The sequence below is a fragment of the Azospirillum sp. UENF 312511 genome (assembly GCF_058780635.1).
The window spans coordinates 311,184-327,724 of sequence record NZ_JBSNCG010000004.1 but is presented as its reverse complement, the minus strand read 5'-3'; the positions used below and the strand labels follow the sequence as shown (position 1 = coordinate 327,724).

The window sequence follows — 16,541 nt, the reverse complement described above, 5'->3', positions numbered from 1 at the left end:
CAGCGGTCCATGGGCGCAGCCGCAACGGGGTGTGCATCGCTGCTTGGTGCCGACACACGAGACACCTACAGGATCGGACTCGGCACCGACAGGAAGCCATCCATTGCCAGCGCGATGCCCCCCATGGGAACGGCGTCCGGGCCGAGTGGGGAGACCACAAGCCGCAGGTCGCGGCGCAACGGTTCCAGCGCGTGCTCGTCGAGGGCGGCGTTCAGCGCCGGAAGAATGAACTCCGCGACGATCGACAGGTTGCCACCCAGCACCACCAGGCCCGGATTCGCCAGATTGACCAGATGCGACAGCGCGCAACCGAGGTGTGAACCCGCCTCTTCCAGCAACGTCCGCACGACCGGATCGCCGTTGCGCGCCGCGGTGGCGGCGGCCCAGAGGTCGGGCAGTGCTCGCCCACGCTCGCCGGCCTGGGCGAGGATCGAGGTTTCGGAGACGTAGGTTTCCAGGCACCCCCGCTTGCCGCACCCGCAGGGGCGCCCGCCCGGCACGACGGTCAGATGCCCGATCTCCCCGGCGAAGCCCTGCGCGCCGCGGTACAGCCGTCCGCCGAGGAACAGCCCGCCGCCGACGCCCGAATGGCCGGTCAGATAGACGAAGTCCTCCACCCCCCGGCAGGCGCCGAACAGCCGCTCGGCCATGGCGGCGGCCTTGGTGTCGTTGTCGACATGGACCGGCGCGCCCAGCGCCTCCTCCAGCAGCGGGCGGATCGGCGTGTCGCGCCAGCCCAGGTTGGGCGCGAGCACGAGCCGGCCCTCGCGGTCCATCAGCGCCGGAATGCCGACGCCGATGCCGCGCAAGGGCGGCGCTGCCGCTCCGCCCTCCGGCCGGCTCGCCGCGACGACCGCGTCGATCCCCTCGTGCAGGTGGCGCAGCGCCGCGGCGAGGTCGGTGCTGCCGGCGATCTGCGACTGCTCCACCACCGTGCCGGCCAGCGTGGTGGAGACGATGCGGATCGTTCCCGGCTCCAGCCGGGCGCCCACCAGCAGCCCGGCCGACGGGGCGATGCCGAGCGCGGTTTCCGGCCGCCCGATGCGGCGGGCGCGCGGCGCCTCGCTCCGCTCGACCAGCCCGTCCTCGATCATCTGCGCCACGATGGCCGAGGTCGTCGCCTTGTCCAGGCCGGTCAGCCGGCTGAGGTCGCGCTGCGCGCAGCTCGGGTTCTCCCGCAGCGCGTGGAAGACGCGGACCATGTTGAGGCGGCGGATCGCGGCCGAGTTGACCCTTGGCAGCATGCGGATTCCTGTCTCGCGCGTCCGGCGGCAATCGTTGGGCGCCGGGCGGGGCATACACCGAAAAGGTGGGGAATGTCGCCCCGACATGGCTTGACGCGGGCTGATTCGAATCATACGCTTCCATTTGTTAGACCGTCTATCTAATTCGCGGCCACATGAGAAGCCGCAATCCAGGGAGGGGGCGACCCCATGGCCGAGCCGCTTTTGGCAGCGTTCGGCGTCACGAAGAGCTTTGGGCCCGTCGAGGTCCTCCATGGGGTGGATTTCACCGTCCAGCGCGGTGAGGTGCACGCCCTGGTCGGCGAGAACGGGGCCGGCAAATCGACGCTGATGAAGATTCTGTCCGGCTTTCACCAGCCGACCTCGGGCGCCGTGCGCGTGGATGGGCGCCCGATGAACTTTTCCGGCATCGGCACCGCCGAGGCGGTGGGCGTCGTGCTGATCCACCAGGAATTCAACCTCGCCGAACACCTGACGGTCGAGGAAAACATCTTTCTCGGGCGCGAGCTGCGGCGCGGCCCGTTCCTCGACAAGCGCGCCATGCGCGAGCGGTCACGCGCCGTCCTGGCCGAGCTGGAATGCCCGGTGGACCCCCGCGCGCGGGTGCGCGACCTCGCCGTGTCGGAGCGGCAGATGGTCGAGATCGCCAAGGCGATGTCGCGCGAGGTCCGCGTCCTCATCATGGACGAGCCCACGGCGGTGCTGACCGGCACCGAGTCCGCCGTGCTGTTCGGCCTGATCCGCCGGCTGCGCGCCCAGGGGGTGGGGATCGTCTACACCTCCCACAAGCTGGACGAGGTGCGCGCCATCACCGACCGGGTGACCGTTCTGCGCGACGGCCACCACATCGCCACCCGCCCGACCGCCGAATTGACGGAGGACGGCATCGCCCAGCTGATGGTCGGGCGGGCGATCAGCGACCTGTTTCCGGCCAAGACGCCGCCGGCGCCGGACGCGCCCGTGGTGCTGGAGGCGCGGGGGATCGACGTTCCCGGCTGGGTGCGGGGCGCCGGCTTCGACCTGCGCCGCGGCGAGATTTTGGGCTTCGCCGGGCTGATCGGCGCCGGACGGACGGAGCTGGCGGAAGGACTGCTCGGCCTGCGCCGCCGCACCGCCGGCACGCTGTCCCGCAACGGGGAGCCGCTGCGCGTCCGCCGCCTGGAGGACGCGGTGGCAGCCGGCATCGCCTACCTGACCGAGGACCGCAAGGGCAAGGGCCTGCTGCTGGCCAAAGGTTTGCAGCCGAACCTGACGCTGCTGGCGCTGGACCGCTACGGCCGGGTCTTCGTCGACGAGCGGCGGGAGGCCGCGGCGCTGGAGCGCGCGGTGACGGAGTTCGACATCCGCGTCCGGACGCTGGACGTGCCGGTCGGCAGCCTGAGCGGCGGCAACCAGCAGAAGCTGCTGCTCGCCAAGACCATGCAGGTCGATCCGGAGATCCTGATCGTCGACGAGCCGACGCGCGGCATCGACATCGGGACCAAGCAGCAGATCTACCGGTTCCTGCACGAGTTCGCCCATCGGGGCGGGTCGGTGATTTTGATCTCCTCGGAAATGCCCGAGATCATCGGGCTGTCGCACCGGGTGGTGGTCATGCGCTCCGGCGTGGTGACCGGCATCCTGGAGGGGGCCGACGTCGAGGAGGGCGAGATCGTCCGCTACGCCACCGGCCTGAAAGGCCGCCCGGTCGATGACCTGAAAGGCTTCACACCAAAAGGAGACGCGCATGACGCCGTCGGTCATGCCTGAGGCCGCGCGGAAGCCCTCCTCCGGCTTCGATCTGAAACTCTACGGGCCGTTCCTGGCGCTGGCGGCGCTGATCGTGCTGGGCACCATCGTCAACCCGGTGTTCCTCAGCCCCGGCAACATCGGCAACGTGCTGACCCGCACCGCCTTCATCGGCATCATCGCGGTGGGGGCCACCTTCGTCATCACCGCCGGCGGGATCGACCTGTCGGTCGGCTCGCTGGCCGCCTTCGCGTCAGGCGTGATGATCGTGGTGATGAACGCGCTGGTCGGCTCCATGGGCGCCGGACTGCCAGTCATCCTGGTCGGCGTCCTGGTGGCGCTGGGGCTTGGGTTGGCGGCGGGGCTGGTCAACGGGCTGCTGGTGACCAAGGGGAGAATGGAGGCGTTCATCGTCACGCTGGGGACCATGGGCATCTTCCGATCCCTGGTCACCTACATCGCCGACGGCGGCACGCTGTCGTTGAATTCGGAGATCCGCACGATCTACCGGCCCGTCTATTACGGCGGCGTCTTCGGCATCTCCTACCCGATCCTGGCCTTCGCGGTGGTGGCGCTGATCGGCGCGCTGATCATGTACCGCACGCGCTTCGGCCGCTACTGCGCCGCCATCGGCTCCAGCGAGGACGTGGCGCGCTATTCGGCGATCAACGTGGACCGGGTCAAGCTGCTGGCCTTCGTGCTCCAGGGCATCTGCGTCGCCATCGCGGTGGTGATCTACGTGCCGCGGCTGGGCTCGGCCTCGGCCACCACGGGCCTGCTGTGGGAGCTGGAGGCCATCGCCGCCGTCATCATCGGCGGCACCATGCTGAAGGGCGGTTACGGCCGCATCTGGGGAACGGTGGTGGGCGCCGTCATGCTCACGCTGATCGACAACATCCTCAACCTGACCGGCGCCATCAGCGTCTACCTGAACGGCACCATCCAGGGGGTGATCATCATCGTCGCAGTGCTCCTGCAACGGGGGACCGTGGCGCGTCGCTGAAAAAACACGAAGAGGGAGGAATCGACCATGACGTTCCGTTTCGGTCTGGCCGCGGCGCTGGCCGCGGGCCTGATGGTGGCGCCGGTCGCCAGCTGGGCGCAGCAGAAGATCAAGATGGGCGTGTCCATCCCCGCCGCGACGCACGGCTGGGCCGGCGGCCTCAACTGGCACGCCCAGCAGGCCGAGAAGCGGCTTGAGAAGCAGTACCCGAACCTCGACGTGGTGATCGTCACCGCCCGCGACGTCGGCCGTCAGGCCAACGACCTGGAGGATCTGGTCTCGGTGCAGCGGATCGACGCGCTGGTCATCCTGCCCTTCGAATCCGCGCCGATGACCGACCCCGTGCGCGCCGTCAAGCAGGCCGGCAAGTTCGTCACGGTGGTGGACCGCGGCCTGACCGACCCGTCGATCCAGGATCTCTACGTCGCCGGCAACAACCCGCAGATGGGCGAGGTCTCCGCCCGGTTCATGAAGGAGAAGATGGGCGGCAAGGGCGACATCGTGGTGCTGCGCGGCATCCCGACCGTGATCGACAACCAGCGCGTCGATGCCTTCATGAAGGAGATCGAGGGCACCCAGATCAAGGTGCTGGGGATGCAGTACGCCAACTGGAACCGCGATGACGGCTTCAAGGTGATGCAGGACTTCCTGTCCCGCTTCCCGAAGATCGACGCGGTGTGGGCGCAGGACGACGACATCGCGCTCGGCGTCATCGAGGCCGTCAAGCAGGCCGGCCGCGAGAAGGAGATGTTCATCCTGGGCGGCGCCGGCATGAAGGACATGATCAAGCGCGTCATGGACAAGGACGTGCTGGTCCCCGCCGACGTCCTCTACCCGCCCGCGATGATCGCCGAAGCCATGGAGATCACCGCCAAGCATCTGGTGGAGAAGGCGCCGATCCAGAAGGAATACATCATCGAGGCGACGCTGGTGACCCCGGAGAACGCCGCGAAATACTACTACCCGGACTCGCCGTTCTAAGAACCTCTGCCCCCTCCCTGGCCCTCCCCCGCCTTTGGCGGTGGAGGGGGCACCAACACACTCATGGAGAAACCCGCCATGAAGACGATCAAGGGGCCGGCGATCTTCCTCGCGCAGTTCGCGGGGGACGCGGCGCCGTTCAACAGCCTACCGGCCATCGGCGCCTGGGCCGCCGGGCTGGGCTTCAAGGGCGTGCAGATTCCGTCCTGGGACGGCCGCCTGTTCGACCTCGCCCGGGCCGCCGAGAGCAAGGGCTATTGCGACGAGGTGAAGGGCGTGCTGGCCGAGGCCGGCGTGCAGATCACCGAGCTGTCCACCCATCTCCAGGGGCAGCTCGTCGCCGTGCACCCGGCCTATGACGAGGCGTTCGACGGCTTCGCCGCACCGGAGGTGCGCGGCAACCCGAAGGCCCGGCAGGAATGGGCGGTCAACCAGCTGCTGATGGCGGCCAAGGCCTCGGCCAACCTGGGGCTGACGGCACACGTCACTTTCTCCGGCGCGCTGGCCTGGCCCTACGTCTACCCCTGGCCGCAGCGCCCGGCGGGGCTGATCGAAACCGCCTTCGACGAGCTGGCGCGGCGCTGGCGGCCGATCCTCGACGCCTTCGACGCGGCGGGGGTGGACCTCTGCTACGAGATCCATCCCGGCGAGGACCTGTTCGACGGAGCCACCTTCGAAATGTTCCTGGAGCGCGTCGGCAACCATCCGCGCTGCAACATCCTCTACGACCCCAGCCACTTCGTGCTGCAGCAGCTCGACTATCTCGGCTACATCGACGTCTATCACGAGCGGATCAAGATGTTCCACGTCAAGGACGCGGAGTTCAACCCGTCCCCACGCCAGGGCGTCTATTCCGGCTACCAGCCCTGGATCGGCCGGGCCGGGCGCTTCCGCTCGCTCGGCGATGGACAGGTCGATTTCGGCGGCATCTTCTCCAAGCTGACCCAGTACGGCTTCGATGGCTGGGCGGTGCTGGAGTGGGAATGCGCCATGAAGCACCCAGAGCAGGGGGCCGCCGAAGGCGCGCAATTCATCGACGCGCACATCATCCGGGTGACCGAAAAAGCCTTCGACGACTTCGCCGGGGCCGGCACTGACGAGGCGGGCAACCGGCGCATGCTCGGCATCGGCTGAGCGGGAGGAGATCATGACCATCGAAGGGAAGACGGCCTCCGGGCCGAACCGCCGGCTGCGCCTGGGCATGGTCGGCGGCGGGCGGGGCGCCTTCATCGGGGCGGTGCACCGCATCGCCGCCCGCCTCGACGACCGTTACGAGCTGCGGGCCGGGGCGCTGTCCTCCGATCCGGAGCGGGCACGGGCCAGCGGCGCCGACCTGTTCCTGCCGCCGGAGCGCTGCTACGCCAGCTTCGCGGAGATGGCGCGGGCCGAGGCGGTGCGCGACGACGGCATCGACGTGGTCAGCATCGTCACGCCCAACCACCTGCACCACGACGCCGCCAAGGCGTTCCTGGAGGCGGGCATCCACGTCATCTGCGACAAGCCGCTGACCACCACGGTGGAGGACGCGGAAGATCTGGCGGCGGCGGTGGAGCGCAGCGGCCTCGTCTTCGCGCTGACCCACAACTACACCGGCTACCCGATGGTGCGGCAGGCCCGCGCCATGGTGGCGGCCGGTGACCTGGGCGCCCTCCGCGTCGTTCAGGTCGAATACCCGCAGGACTGGCTGAGCACCCGGCTGGAAGAGAGCGGGCAGAAGCAGGCGGAATGGCGGACCGACCCGGCGCGCAGCGGCATCGCCGGCTGCGTCGGCGACATCGGCACCCACGCCTTCCAGCTGGCGGAGTTCGTCACCGGCCTGCGCTGCACGCGGCTCGCCGCCGACCTGACGGCCTTCGTGGAGGGCCGCCGGCTCGACGACAACGCGCACATGATGCTGCGCTTCGGCAACGGCGCGCGGGGCATGCTATGGGCCAGCCAAGTGGCGCCCGGCCATGAGAATGGGCTGCGCCTGCGCGTCTACGGCGACAAGGGCGGGCTGGAGTGGTTCCAGGAGCAACCGAACCACCTGCGCTTCAGCCCGCTCGGCGAGCCGCCGCGCACCATCACCCGCGGCGGCCCCGGATCGGACGGGGCGGCGGCGCACGCCACGCGCATCCCGTCAGGCCATCCCGAAGGCTATCTGGAAGGCTTCGCCCAGATCTACCGCGACACCGCCGACCTGATCGTCGCCCGCATGGGCGGTGCCGCCGCCGGTGAGCAGGCGGCCCTCGTCCCCACCGTCCGGGACGGCGTGCGCGGCGTGCGCTTCATCCACGCCGCCGTGGAATCGAGCCGCCGGGACGCCGCCTGGGTCGAGATTTGAAAGGATTTGCCATGACCGAAGCCTATTTCACCGGCGTCGAGCGCATCCGCTACGAGGGGCCGGACAGCGACACCCCGCTCGCCTACCGCTGGTACGACCCCGACCGCATGGTCCTGGGCCGGCGCATGGCCGATCACCTGCGCGTCGCCGTCTGCTACTGGCACAGCTTCTGCTGGCCCGGCTCCGATCCCTTCGGCGGCGGCACGCTGGACCGGCCCTGGATGGGCAGCGGCGATCCGGTGGCGCTGGCCGAGGCGAAGATGGACGTGGCGTTCGAGCTGTTCGAAAAGCTCGGCGCGCCCTTCTTCACCTTCCACGACCGCGACGTGGCGCCCGAGATGGGCTCGCTGCGGGAAACCCAGGCCACCTTCGCCCGCCTGACCGAGCGGTTGCAGGGCTGCATCGAGCGCAGCGGCGTCAAGCTGCTGTGGGGCACCGCCAACCTGTTCTCCCACCCCCGCTACATGGCTGGCGCGGCCACCAACCCCGACCCGGAAGTCTTTGCCTGCGCCGCGGCCCAGGTGCGCGACGCGCTGGAGGCGACGCACCGGCTGGGCGGCGTCAATTACGTGCTGTGGGGCGGGCGCGAGGGCTACGACACGCTGCTCAACACCGACATGGCGCGCGAGCTGGACCAGCTCGGCCGCTTCCTGACGATGGTGGTCGAGCACAAGCACAAGATCGGCTTCACCGGCACCATCCTGATCGAGCCCAAGCCCATGGAGCCGACCAAGCACCAGTACGACCACGATGTGGCGACGGTCTACGGCTTCCTGAAGCGCTACGGGCTGGAGACGGAGGTCGCCGTCAACATCGAGGTGAACCACGCCACCCTGGCCGGCCACAGCTTCGAGCACGAGGTGGCGACGGCGCTGGCGCTGGGCGTCTTCGGCTCCATCGACATGAACCGGGGCGACCCGCAGAACGGCTGGGACACCGACCAGTTCCCCAACGACCATGTGGAGCTGGCACTGCCCATGGCGCGCATCCTGGAGACTGGTGGATTCACCACCGGCGGCTTCAATTTCGACGCCAAGATCCGGCGCCAGAGCATCGAGCCGGACGACCTTCTGCACGCCCATGTCGGCGGCATCGACACGCTGGCCCGCGCGCTGCTGGCCGGGGCGCGCCTCGTCGAGGACGGCCGGCTGCACCACCTGCGCGCGGAGCGCTACGCCGGCTGGAACGGTGATCTCGGCCAAAAGCTCCTCGGTGGGCTGGATCTGGCCGGCGCGGCGGACGCCGGCCTCGGTCTCGATCCCCGGCCACGGTCAGGCCGGCAGGAGATGCTGGAGAATCTGGTGAACCGCCTCGTCTGAGGCTGCCGGCTGATTGGGGGGAGGGCCCATGTATCTCGGCATCGACCTGGGGACGTCCGGCGTCAAGGCGGTGCTGGTCGACGCGGCGCAACGCCTCGTCGGCCAGTCCACCGCGCCGTTGGAGGTCAGCCGCCCGCACCCGCTGTGGTCGGAGCAGGACCCGGAGGACTGGTGGGCCGCCACCGGGCGCGCCGTCGCCGGCCTGCGCGCCGCTTATCCCGCCGCGATGGCGGCGGTGCGGGGGATCGGGCTGTCGGGGCAGATGCACGGGGCGACCCTGCTCGACCGGCAGGACCGCGTGCTGCGCCCGGCCATCCTGTGGAACGACGGGCGCAGCGGCGCCGAATGCGCGGAGCTGGAGCGCCGCGCCCCCAACCTGCGCGCCATCGCCGGCAACCGCGCCATGCCCGGCTTCACCGCGCCCAAGCTGCTGTGGGTCGCGGCGCACGAGCCGAAGCGGTTCAAGGAGGTCGCCAAGGTGCTGCTGCCCAAGGACTGGCTGCGCCTGCGCATGACCGGCGACCACGCATCGGACCTGTCGGATTCCGCCGGCACGCTGTGGCTGGACGTCGGCCGGCGCGCGTGGTCGGACGAGCTGCTGGCCGCCACGGGGCTCGGCGAGGCGCACATGCCGAAACTGTACGAAGGGTGCCAGCCCACCGGCACATTGCGGGCGGAGGTCGCCGCCGACTGGGGTGTTCCGCCGGGAACCGTGGTGGCGGCCGGGGCCGGCGACAACGCCGCCGGTGCCGTGGGGGTCGGGGTGGTGGCGCCGGGCAGCGCCTTCCTGTCGCTGGGCACCTCGGGCGTGCTGTTCGTCAGCGGCGACCGCTTCGCCCCCAATCCCGAGCGCGGGGTGCACGCCTTCTGCCACGCCCTGCCCGGCCGCTGGCACCAGATGTCGGTGATGCTGAGCGCGGCAAGCTGCCTGTCCTTCGCCGCCCGCCTGACCGGCGCCGCGGACGAGGCGGCGCTGCTGCGCGAGGCCGAAGCGTATGGCGGCGACTCCAGCGCCCCGGTCTTCCTGCCTTACCTGTCGGGGGAGCGCACGCCGCACAACGACCCGCACGCCAAGGGTGTTTTCTTCGGCCTGACCCACGACACCGACCGCGGGGCGCTCGCCCGCGCGGTGCTGGAGGGCGTGGCCTTCGCCTTCGCCGACGGGCTGGACGCCCTGGAAGAGGCCGGCGGGCGCGTCGAGCGGTTCCTGGTGATCGGCGGCGGCGCGCGCAGCGCCCTGTGGGGCCGCATTCTGGCCAGCGCGCTCGGCCGGCCGCTCGACTACCCGGCGGGGGGCGAGGTCGGACCGGCCTTCGGGGCGGCCCGTCTGGCGCGCCTCGCCGTGACGGGCGAGGACCCGGAAACCGTGTGCCGACCCCTGGAGATCCGCCACACCGTGGAGCCGGACCCGGCCCTGGCCGCTGCCTTGGCACCGCGCCGCCGCCTGTTCCGCCGCCTCTACGGCGACCTCAGCGCGGCCTTCCGCGAGGCCGACGGGGCCTGACGCTTCTCAGCTCTTGGCGATCTCGCCGAGCACGTCCTTGGCGAGGCTGCGGATGTGCCCCTCCATGGCGGCGCGCGCCTGCGCCGGGTCGCCGGTCTCCAGGGCAGAGATGACGTCGAGATGCTCGTCGCAGTCGGGACGGATGCGCGACGGCAGGCCGGACAGCTCGAACAGGCGGGTGGTCACCCGCAGGTCGCGGATGATCTGCGCCAGCACGGCGTTGCCGGACGCCTCGGCGATCAGGGTGTGCAGCTCCTCGTCGGCCGCCCAATGGTCCTCGAAGCGGATCTTGGGCTCGTCGCGCAGCCGCAGCATCTCGGCCTTCACCGCCTGCAGGCGGACCGGGTCGATCCGCGACGCGGCGGCGGCGATCGCCTCCCCCTCCAGGATCTCGCGCAGGCGCATGCTCTGGAAATATTCGCGGTTGGAGACCTCGCGCACCCGGTAGGGGCGGTTGAACTCCTTGCGGATCAGCCCCTCGCTGGCCAGCCGGACCAGCGCCTCGCGGATCGGCGTGCGCGAGATGCTGAGCGCGGTGGCCAGCCGGTCCTCGACGATCACCTCGCCGCTGGGGATGCGGCGGTCGAGGATCATCTCCAGGATGGTCCGGTAGGCCATGCTCGCCAGATTCACGCCGGCGGTTGCCGGGCTCGCGGTTTTCGGGCCGTCCATGTCCGTGCTCATACCAAGTCCTGCCACCTGACGCTGATTTCTTCCTAACAAAGCAGACGAATCGTTGTCCTGCAAAGCTTCTCGACGATCCGTCCGGATGGCGGGATGCGGCGCGACGCTCTCCTCAGTGTTGCAGGATCTTGGCGAGGAACTGGGTGGCGCGCTCCGAGCGCTGGGTTTCGAAGAATTCGGCCTTGGTGCAGTCCTCGATGATGCTGCCATGGTCCATGAAGATCACCCGGTGGGCGACCTTGCGGGCGAAGCCCATCTCATGGGTGACGCAGATCATCGTCATGCCCTCGTTGGCCAGTTCGACCATGACGTCGAGCACCTCGTTGATCATCTCCGGGTCGAGCGCCGAGGTCGGCTCGTCGAACAGGATGGCGATCGGGTCCATCGCCAGCGCGCGGGCGATGGCGACGCGCTGCTGTTGACCGCCGGAGAGCTGGCCGGGGAACTTGTGCGCCTGATTGCCCAGCCCGACCCGCGTCAGCAGCGCCTCGCCCTTGGCCTCGGCCTCCGCCGTCGCGCGGCCCAGCACCTTGCGCTGCGACAGGGTCAGGTTCTGCATGATGGTCAGGTGGGGGAACAGCTCGAAATTCTGGAACACCATGCCGACGCGGGCGCGCAGCGCCGTCATGTTGGTGCTCCGCCCGCCGACGTCGATGCCGTCCACCTGGATGCGGCCGGACTGGAAGGGCTCCAGCCCGTTGACGCACTTGATCAGCGTCGACTTTCCCGAGCCGGAGGGGCCGCAGACCACCACGACCTCCCCCTTCCGCACGGTGGTCGTGCAGTTCTTCAGGACCTGGAAGGTGCCGTAGTGCTTGCTGACGTTCTCGATGGCGATCATGCGGCTTCTCTTGCGGATGGGCGGCGCCGCTGCGGCGCCGGGCGTTGGATGGGAAGGGGCGCTCAGCGGAACCGGTCGAGCAGGAAGGGCGTCGGGTCGATGTCAGTGCGGCCGTCCAGCAGCAGGTCGGCGGTCATGCGGGCGACGACCGGGGCCAGCGTGTAGCCGTTCGACGTCACCGTGTTGAAGAAGCCGGGCAGGCCGGGCACCGGGCCGATGATCGGCGCGCCGTCGATGTTGATGTTCATCGCCGCCCAGGCGCGCACCACATGCAGCCCGGCGATCTGCGGCAGCACATGGCGGGCGACCCACAGGTTGCCCTCGATGCTGGAGCGCGACACCGTGTTGAAGCGGCGCGCCGGGTCGAAGACGGCGGTCCAGGCGCCGCCGATGATCAGCCCGCCGGTGACCGCCTGCTTCAGGCTGAGATGGCGGTCGGCGTGGGCGACGAGCTGGCTGACCAGCTTGGGCGCCGGCTCGGTGACGATCATCTGCAAGGGCGCGCTGTGCACCGGCACGTCGATGCCGACCAGCCGCCCGGTCTCGCGCGCCCAGGGGCCGCTGGCGTTGATGATCTGCTTGGCGCGGATGCGGCAGCGCGGGGTCTCTACCCGCCAGCCGCCACCCTCCACCGCGGGCGCCGCGGCGATGCCGGTGACGTTGACCCCGCGCAGGAAGCGGGCGCCCTGGCGGCGCGCCTGCTCCAGCACGGCGTAGGTGGCGCGCAGCGGGTTGATCTTGCCCTCCTGCGGGGCGTATTCGGCGCCGACCAGCTCCTCCGACAAGGCGGGGGCGAGGCGGCGCAGCTCGGCCGCGTCGATGATGGCGTTCTCGACGCCGTACCGCCGCTCCAGCGCCGCCTTGGCGCGCAGGAAGTCCATGCCGGCCGGGCTGTCGGCGACCATCAGGCCGCCGGTGACAGCCAGCTCGAAGTCGGCGCCGCAGGCGCGCTCCAGGTCGCGCCACAGCGCGATGGAGCGCGGGCCGAGCGCCAGCGTCGCCGCCGCCGGGCCGCCGCCCGCCTCGGCCTTGGCGCCGAAGTCGAAGGACAGCAGCTGAACGTGCAGGCTGCCGGCGTTGGCCCCCGACGCCTGCAGGTTGGTGTCGCCGCGCTCGACCACCAGCACGTCGCGGCCGGCCTGGGTCAGGTAATAGGCGAGGCAGGCGCCGACCACGCCGCCGCCGACGATCAGGATCTCGGCCTCCTGGTCGGGCAGCGGGCCGTCTTCCAGCGGGCGGGCGAGGTTGGGGGTGATGGCGCGCTGGTGGCCACCCCATTCCGGCTTCTCGAAGGCGAAGGCGCCGGCCGGCGTCGGCTTGGCCGGCAGGCGCGGCGCCAGATACTGGTCGGCGGCGCGCGGCCGGCCGGTGGCCTGCTCCAGCAGCAGGGCGGCGGTCGCGGCGCAGTAGCGGCCCTGGCAGCGGCCCATGCCGAGCCGGGTGTTGCGCTTCAACGCGGCGAGGCTGTCATGGCCGGCGGCGATCTCGGCGCGGACCTGCCCGAAGGTGACCTCCTCGCAGCGGCACAGCACCGCCTCGTCCGGCACGGCGTCGAGGCGCAGCGGCGGCGCCTGGTAGATCGACCACAGCGCCGCCTGGAAGCCCTCGGCCCGCCGCAGGTCGGTCCGCGCCCGCCGGCCCTGCTCCGGGTCGGTGTCGGCGAAACCCAGCTGGGTGGCGGCGGCGATCCCGGCAAGGGTTCCGCGCGCCTGCGCCACCTTCGACCCGCCGAGATCGACGCCGTCGCCGACCGCGAAGACGCCGGGCAGGCTGGTGGCACCGTCCTCCGCCGTCTCGGTGGCGAGGTAGCCGAGATGGCGGTCGACCAGCCGGTGGGCGCAGCCGAGCGCACGGGCGATCTCGGTGGAGGGGATGAAGCCGTAGCCCAGGCACAGCGCGTCGGCGGGAACGGAGACCGCCTCGCCCAGCCGCGGCGCGCCGTCGGCGCCGAGCGGGGCGTAGCGCACTCCCTCCAGACGCTCCGCGCCCTCTGCGGCGACAACCCCATGCGACCACAGCACCGGCACCCCGGCGCGCCGCAGCCGCAGCAGATAGCGGGCACCGTCGCCGATCAGGCCGGGGGCCGACCGCACGGTCGTCCACAGGGCGCGCCACTGGGCGGGCGACGGGCGCGACGCGCTTTCCAGCACGGCGGCCACCGTGACGCCGCCCTCCACCAGCTCGCAGGCCAGTTGCAGGTTCAGCGGACCGTTGCCGGCGATCACCACCCGCCGGCCGGGCGCCACCCGGTAGGCGCGCGCCAGGGTCTGCCCGGCCCCGGTCGTCATCACGCCGGGCAGCGTCCAGCCGGCGAAAGGCGCCGGCCGCTCGTAGGCGCCGCTGGCGATCACCAGCCGGCGCGGCCGGAAGACGGTCTCGCGCCCGGCGACGACGGCAACGACCTCGTCGGGGGCGTGGGCGCCCCACACCGTCGCCTCCTGGACGATCGTCGCCCCGGCCAGCCGCGCCGCGTCGACCAGGGCGCGGCCGGCGCGGAACTGGCGGTCGGTCGGCCGGTCGGCGCGGTGCGACGGGGCCAGCGGCTTGAAATACTGGCCGCCGCTCTGTGGCCGCTCGTCGAGCACGACCACGTCGGCGCCGCGCCGCGCCGCCGCTTCCGCCGCCGCCAGACCGGCCGGGCCGGCGCCGAGCACCAGAAGGTCGGGCGTCCGCTCCTCCGGCGCCGCGCCATCCGGCGGCGGCACCAGCGGGGCCAGCGGATCGGCGGCGGTGCCGGCCGGCGGCTGCGAACGGACGACCTGTCCCTCGGCCACCTTGGTCAGGCAGGCGCGCTGGCTGGCCTTGCCGTCCACCGTCACCAGGCACTCGAAGCAGGCGCCCATCCCGCAATAGAGGCCGCGCCGCCCGCCGTCGCGGGTGTGGCGGTAGGCGGCGACGCCATGCGCCGCCAGGGCGGCCGCCACGGTCTCCCCCGCCAGCGCGGGAATCCGCTCGCCGTCATAGGTGATCTCGATGAGGACGCCGTCGCGGCGGACGCTTGGATGTTCGAGGCGCATGGGCGGGCGGCTGTGTCCGGATTGCGGTGGAAAGCGGCATTTCGAGGGTGCGTCAAAATGCGCTGGATTCCTGTATACAGATAGTATACGAGTAGTATTTAGGCAAGGTCAAAAATTAGGCAGGAGCTTGGGGGAACCCATGACGGCATTGCGCGGCACCTACACGGTTCTCATCACCCCCTTCACCGCCGACGGTGGTGCGGTGGACGTTCCGGCCCTCAAGAAGCTGGTGAACTGGCAGATCGAGCAGGGCATCCACGGGCTGATCCCGCTCGGCAGCACCGGCGAGTTCCTGTCGATGACCCCGGAGGAGCGGGCCCAGGTCATCGAGATCTGCGTGCAGGAGTCGGCGGGCCGCGTGCCGGTGCTGATCGGCACCGGCGCCGAATGGACCCGCGACGCCGTCGCCCACGCCAAGGAAGCGGAGCGGATGGGCGCCGACGGGATCATGGTGATCCCGCCCTATTACAGCTCCCCCACCCCCGACGAGCTGTTCGAGCATTACCGCCGCATCGGCGAGGCGATCTCGCTGCCGGTGATGATCTACAACAACCCGGCGACCGCCAACGTCGACCTCACCCCGCCGATCGTCGCGCGGCTGAGCGAGATCGACAACGTGCTCTACATCAAGGAATCGACGCTGGAGGTGACGCGGGTCCGCGACATCATCGAGCTGTGCGGCGACCGCATGACGGTGTTCGCCGGCATCCTCGGCTACGAATCCTTCTGGCTCGGCGCCCAGGGCTGGGTCGCCGTCTGCTCCAACCTGATCCCGCGCGATTCGGCCCGGCTGTTCGAGCTGGTGGCCGACCACAACGACAAGGACCAGGCGCTGGCGCTCTACAAGAAGATGCTGCCGATCGTCCGCTGGGTCGGCGGCCACCGCTACGTCGCCGCGTCGAAGACCGGGCTGGGCATGATGGGCCTGGCCGTGGGCGACCCGCGCGCGCCGCGCCTGCCGCTGCCGGCGGGCGATGCCGAGGCCCTGCGCGCCGATCTGGCGGCTTACGGGCTGATCAACTCCCTCGCCTGATCACTTCGCCTGAACACGAGAGAAGGTGACCACGATGACCATTCGTACGCTGCTGATCGCCGCCGGCCTGACCCTGTTCACGCTGCCGGCCGCTGCCCAAACCGCCTGCAAGCCGGCGGTGGCCGATTCCGAGCTGGTCAAGCCCGGCACGCTGGTGATGTCGACCAACCCGACCCTGCCGCCGATGCAGTTCGTCGACTCCAACGGCCAGCTGAAGGGAATGCGCATCACGCTGGGCAACGAGATCGCCAAGCGGCTCTGCCTGACCCCGGAATATGTCCGCATCGAGTTCTCGGCGATGATCCCCGGCCTCCAGGCCGGCCGCTGGGACCTCATCAACACCGGCATCTTCTGGACCGAGGAGCGGGCCAAGATGATGCCGATGATCAACTATGAATCCCAGGCGATCAGCATCTCGGTGTCCAAGGGCAACCCGCTGAAGATCACCAAGCCGGAGGACCTGTCGGGCCGCCCGGTCGGCGTCGAGCTGGGCGGCTTCGAGGAGCGCAAGCTGCGCGAACTCGACAAGATGATTGTCGCCAAGGGTCTGAAGCCGATCGAGATCAAGACCTTCGACAACTTCGCCACGGCCTATCAGGCGCTGCGCGCCGGCCAGACCGAGGCGTCGGTGGCCATCGACCCGACGGCGACCGAATACAGCAAGCGCGGCGACTTCGACCGCGCCCTGCACGGCCTGTTCCCGACCCCCGTCGCCCTGGCGATGAAGAGCAAGCCGCTGAGCGAGGCGGTGGTGGCCGTCCTCAACGACATGCAGAAGGACGGCTCCTACAAGGCCCTGATGGAGGAGTACGGCCTGCTGCCCAACGACGGCGCTTTCAAGGTCAACGGCCCCGGCATGTGAGT

General features: G+C 70.4%; 13 protein-coding genes. 9 read left to right on the top strand and 4 right to left on the bottom strand.

Annotation, left to right across the window (positions count from 1 at the left end):
- Positions 1–65: 65 nt before the first annotated feature.
- Positions 66–1,244, bottom strand: coding sequence for an ROK family protein (locus ACWPN7_RS26910; RefSeq protein WP_451996504.1), 1,179 nt, complete (start codon positions 1,242–1,244; stop codon positions 66–68).
- 189 nt (positions 1,245–1,433) lie between these two features.
- Between ACWPN7_RS26910 and ACWPN7_RS26905 the strand changes: the two genes are divergently transcribed.
- From ACWPN7_RS26905 to xylB, 7 genes are all read left to right on the top strand, one after another.
- Positions 1,434–2,993, top strand: a complete 1,560-nt coding sequence (locus ACWPN7_RS26905; RefSeq protein ID WP_349619233.1) for a sugar ABC transporter ATP-binding protein — start codon at positions 1,434–1,436, stop codon at positions 2,991–2,993.
- Positions 2,971–3,975, top strand: a complete 1,005-nt coding sequence (locus ACWPN7_RS26900; RefSeq protein ID WP_454019923.1) for an ABC transporter permease — start codon at positions 2,971–2,973, stop codon at positions 3,973–3,975. The genes ACWPN7_RS26905 and ACWPN7_RS26900 overlap by 23 nt, the downstream gene beginning before the upstream one ends.
- A gap of 27 nt (positions 3,976–4,002) precedes the next feature.
- Entirely contained in the window at positions 4,003–4,956 is a 954-nt protein-coding gene (locus ACWPN7_RS26895) for a substrate-binding domain-containing protein (RefSeq protein ID WP_040137702.1), read from the top strand.
- A gap of 78 nt (positions 4,957–5,034) precedes the next feature.
- The gene (locus ACWPN7_RS26890) at positions 5,035–6,090 is read left to right on the top strand and encodes a sugar phosphate isomerase/epimerase family protein (RefSeq protein WP_459196236.1); all 1,056 of its coding nucleotides are present in this window, start codon (positions 5,035–5,037) and stop codon (positions 6,088–6,090) included.
- Between the two features lie 13 nt (positions 6,091–6,103).
- Complete coding sequence (locus tag ACWPN7_RS26885) at positions 6,104–7,279, top strand: Gfo/Idh/MocA family protein (protein WP_459196235.1); 1,176 nt, start codon at positions 6,104–6,106, stop codon at positions 7,277–7,279.
- Positions 7,280–7,290: 11 nt separating this feature from the next.
- Complete coding sequence (xylA, locus tag ACWPN7_RS26880; RefSeq protein ID WP_459196234.1) at positions 7,291–8,598, top strand: xylose isomerase; 1,308 nt, start codon at positions 7,291–7,293, stop codon at positions 8,596–8,598.
- Positions 8,599–8,626: 28 nt separating this feature from the next.
- A complete protein-coding gene (gene xylB / locus ACWPN7_RS26875; protein WP_459196233.1) occupies positions 8,627–10,102 on the top strand; it encodes a xylulokinase in 1,476 nt (491 codons plus the stop codon).
- A 6-nt stretch (positions 10,103–10,108) separates the two neighbouring features.
- Here the strand turns inward: xylB and ACWPN7_RS26870 are convergent, their stop codons facing one another.
- The 3 genes from ACWPN7_RS26870 to ACWPN7_RS26860 form a co-directional block, all read right to left on the bottom strand.
- The gene (locus ACWPN7_RS26870) at positions 10,109–10,786 is read right to left on the bottom strand and encodes a GntR family transcriptional regulator (RefSeq protein WP_081863413.1); all 678 of its coding nucleotides are present in this window, start codon (positions 10,784–10,786) and stop codon (positions 10,109–10,111) included.
- 112 nt (positions 10,787–10,898) lie between these two features.
- Positions 10,899–11,627 carry an amino acid ABC transporter ATP-binding protein gene (locus ACWPN7_RS26865; RefSeq protein WP_407824727.1) on the bottom strand — a complete coding sequence of 243 codons (729 nt, stop codon included), beginning with the start codon at positions 11,625–11,627 and terminating at the stop codon, positions 10,899–10,901.
- 62 nt (positions 11,628–11,689) lie between these two features.
- Entirely contained in the window at positions 11,690–14,644 is a 2,955-nt protein-coding gene (locus ACWPN7_RS26860; RefSeq protein ID WP_459196232.1) for an FAD-dependent oxidoreductase, read from the bottom strand.
- Between the two features lie 139 nt (positions 14,645–14,783).
- Between ACWPN7_RS26860 and dapA the strand changes: the two genes are divergently transcribed.
- Positions 14,784–15,677 (top strand): 4-hydroxy-tetrahydrodipicolinate synthase, encoded by an 894-nt coding sequence (gene dapA / locus ACWPN7_RS26855; RefSeq protein ID WP_040137709.1) that lies wholly within the window; start codon positions 14,784–14,786, stop codon positions 15,675–15,677.
- A gap of 34 nt (positions 15,678–15,711) precedes the next feature.
- Positions 15,712–16,539: an ABC transporter substrate-binding protein gene (locus tag ACWPN7_RS26850; RefSeq protein WP_040137710.1), complete on the top strand. Its 828-nt coding sequence runs from the start codon at positions 15,712–15,714 to the stop codon at positions 16,537–16,539.
- The last annotated feature ends 2 nt before the right edge of the window (positions 16,540–16,541 follow it).

What these genes read in the sequence shown, in the direction of transcription:
- ACWPN7_RS26885 (WP_459196235.1), top strand. Translation starts at nt 6,104, where the DNA reads ATGACCATCGAAGGGAAGACGGCCTCCGGGCCGAACCGCCGGCTGCGC.
- ACWPN7_RS26895 (WP_040137702.1), top strand. Translation starts at nt 4,003, where the DNA reads ATGACGTTCCGTTTCGGTCTGGCCGCGGCGCTGGCCGCGGGCCTGATG.
- ACWPN7_RS26890 (WP_459196236.1), top strand. Translation starts at nt 5,035, where the DNA reads ATGAAGACGATCAAGGGGCCGGCGATCTTCCTCGCGCAGTTCGCGGGG.
- xylB (WP_459196233.1), top strand. Translation starts at nt 8,627, where the DNA reads ATGTATCTCGGCATCGACCTGGGGACGTCCGGCGTCAAGGCGGTGCTG.
- ACWPN7_RS26850 (WP_040137710.1), top strand. Translation starts at nt 15,712, where the DNA reads ATGACCATTCGTACGCTGCTGATCGCCGCCGGCCTGACCCTGTTCACG.
- ACWPN7_RS26900 (WP_454019923.1), top strand. Translation starts at nt 2,971, where the DNA reads ATGACGCCGTCGGTCATGCCTGAGGCCGCGCGGAAGCCCTCCTCCGGC.
- dapA (WP_040137709.1), top strand. Translation starts at nt 14,784, where the DNA reads ATGACGGCATTGCGCGGCACCTACACGGTTCTCATCACCCCCTTCACC.
- ACWPN7_RS26910 (WP_451996504.1), bottom strand. Translation starts at nt 1,244, where the DNA reads ATGCTGCCAAGGGTCAACTCGGCCGCGATCCGCCGCCTCAACATGGTC.
- ACWPN7_RS26870 (WP_081863413.1), bottom strand. Translation starts at nt 10,786, where the DNA reads ATGAGCACGGACATGGACGGCCCGAAAACCGCGAGCCCGGCAACCGCC.
- ACWPN7_RS26905 (WP_349619233.1), top strand. Translation starts at nt 1,434, where the DNA reads ATGGCCGAGCCGCTTTTGGCAGCGTTCGGCGTCACGAAGAGCTTTGGG.
- xylA (WP_459196234.1), top strand. Translation starts at nt 7,291, where the DNA reads ATGACCGAAGCCTATTTCACCGGCGTCGAGCGCATCCGCTACGAGGGG.
- ACWPN7_RS26860 (WP_459196232.1), bottom strand. Translation starts at nt 14,644, where the DNA reads ATGCGCCTCGAACATCCAAGCGTCCGCCGCGACGGCGTCCTCATCGAG.
- ACWPN7_RS26865 (WP_407824727.1), bottom strand. Translation starts at nt 11,627, where the DNA reads ATGATCGCCATCGAGAACGTCAGCAAGCACTACGGCACCTTCCAGGTC.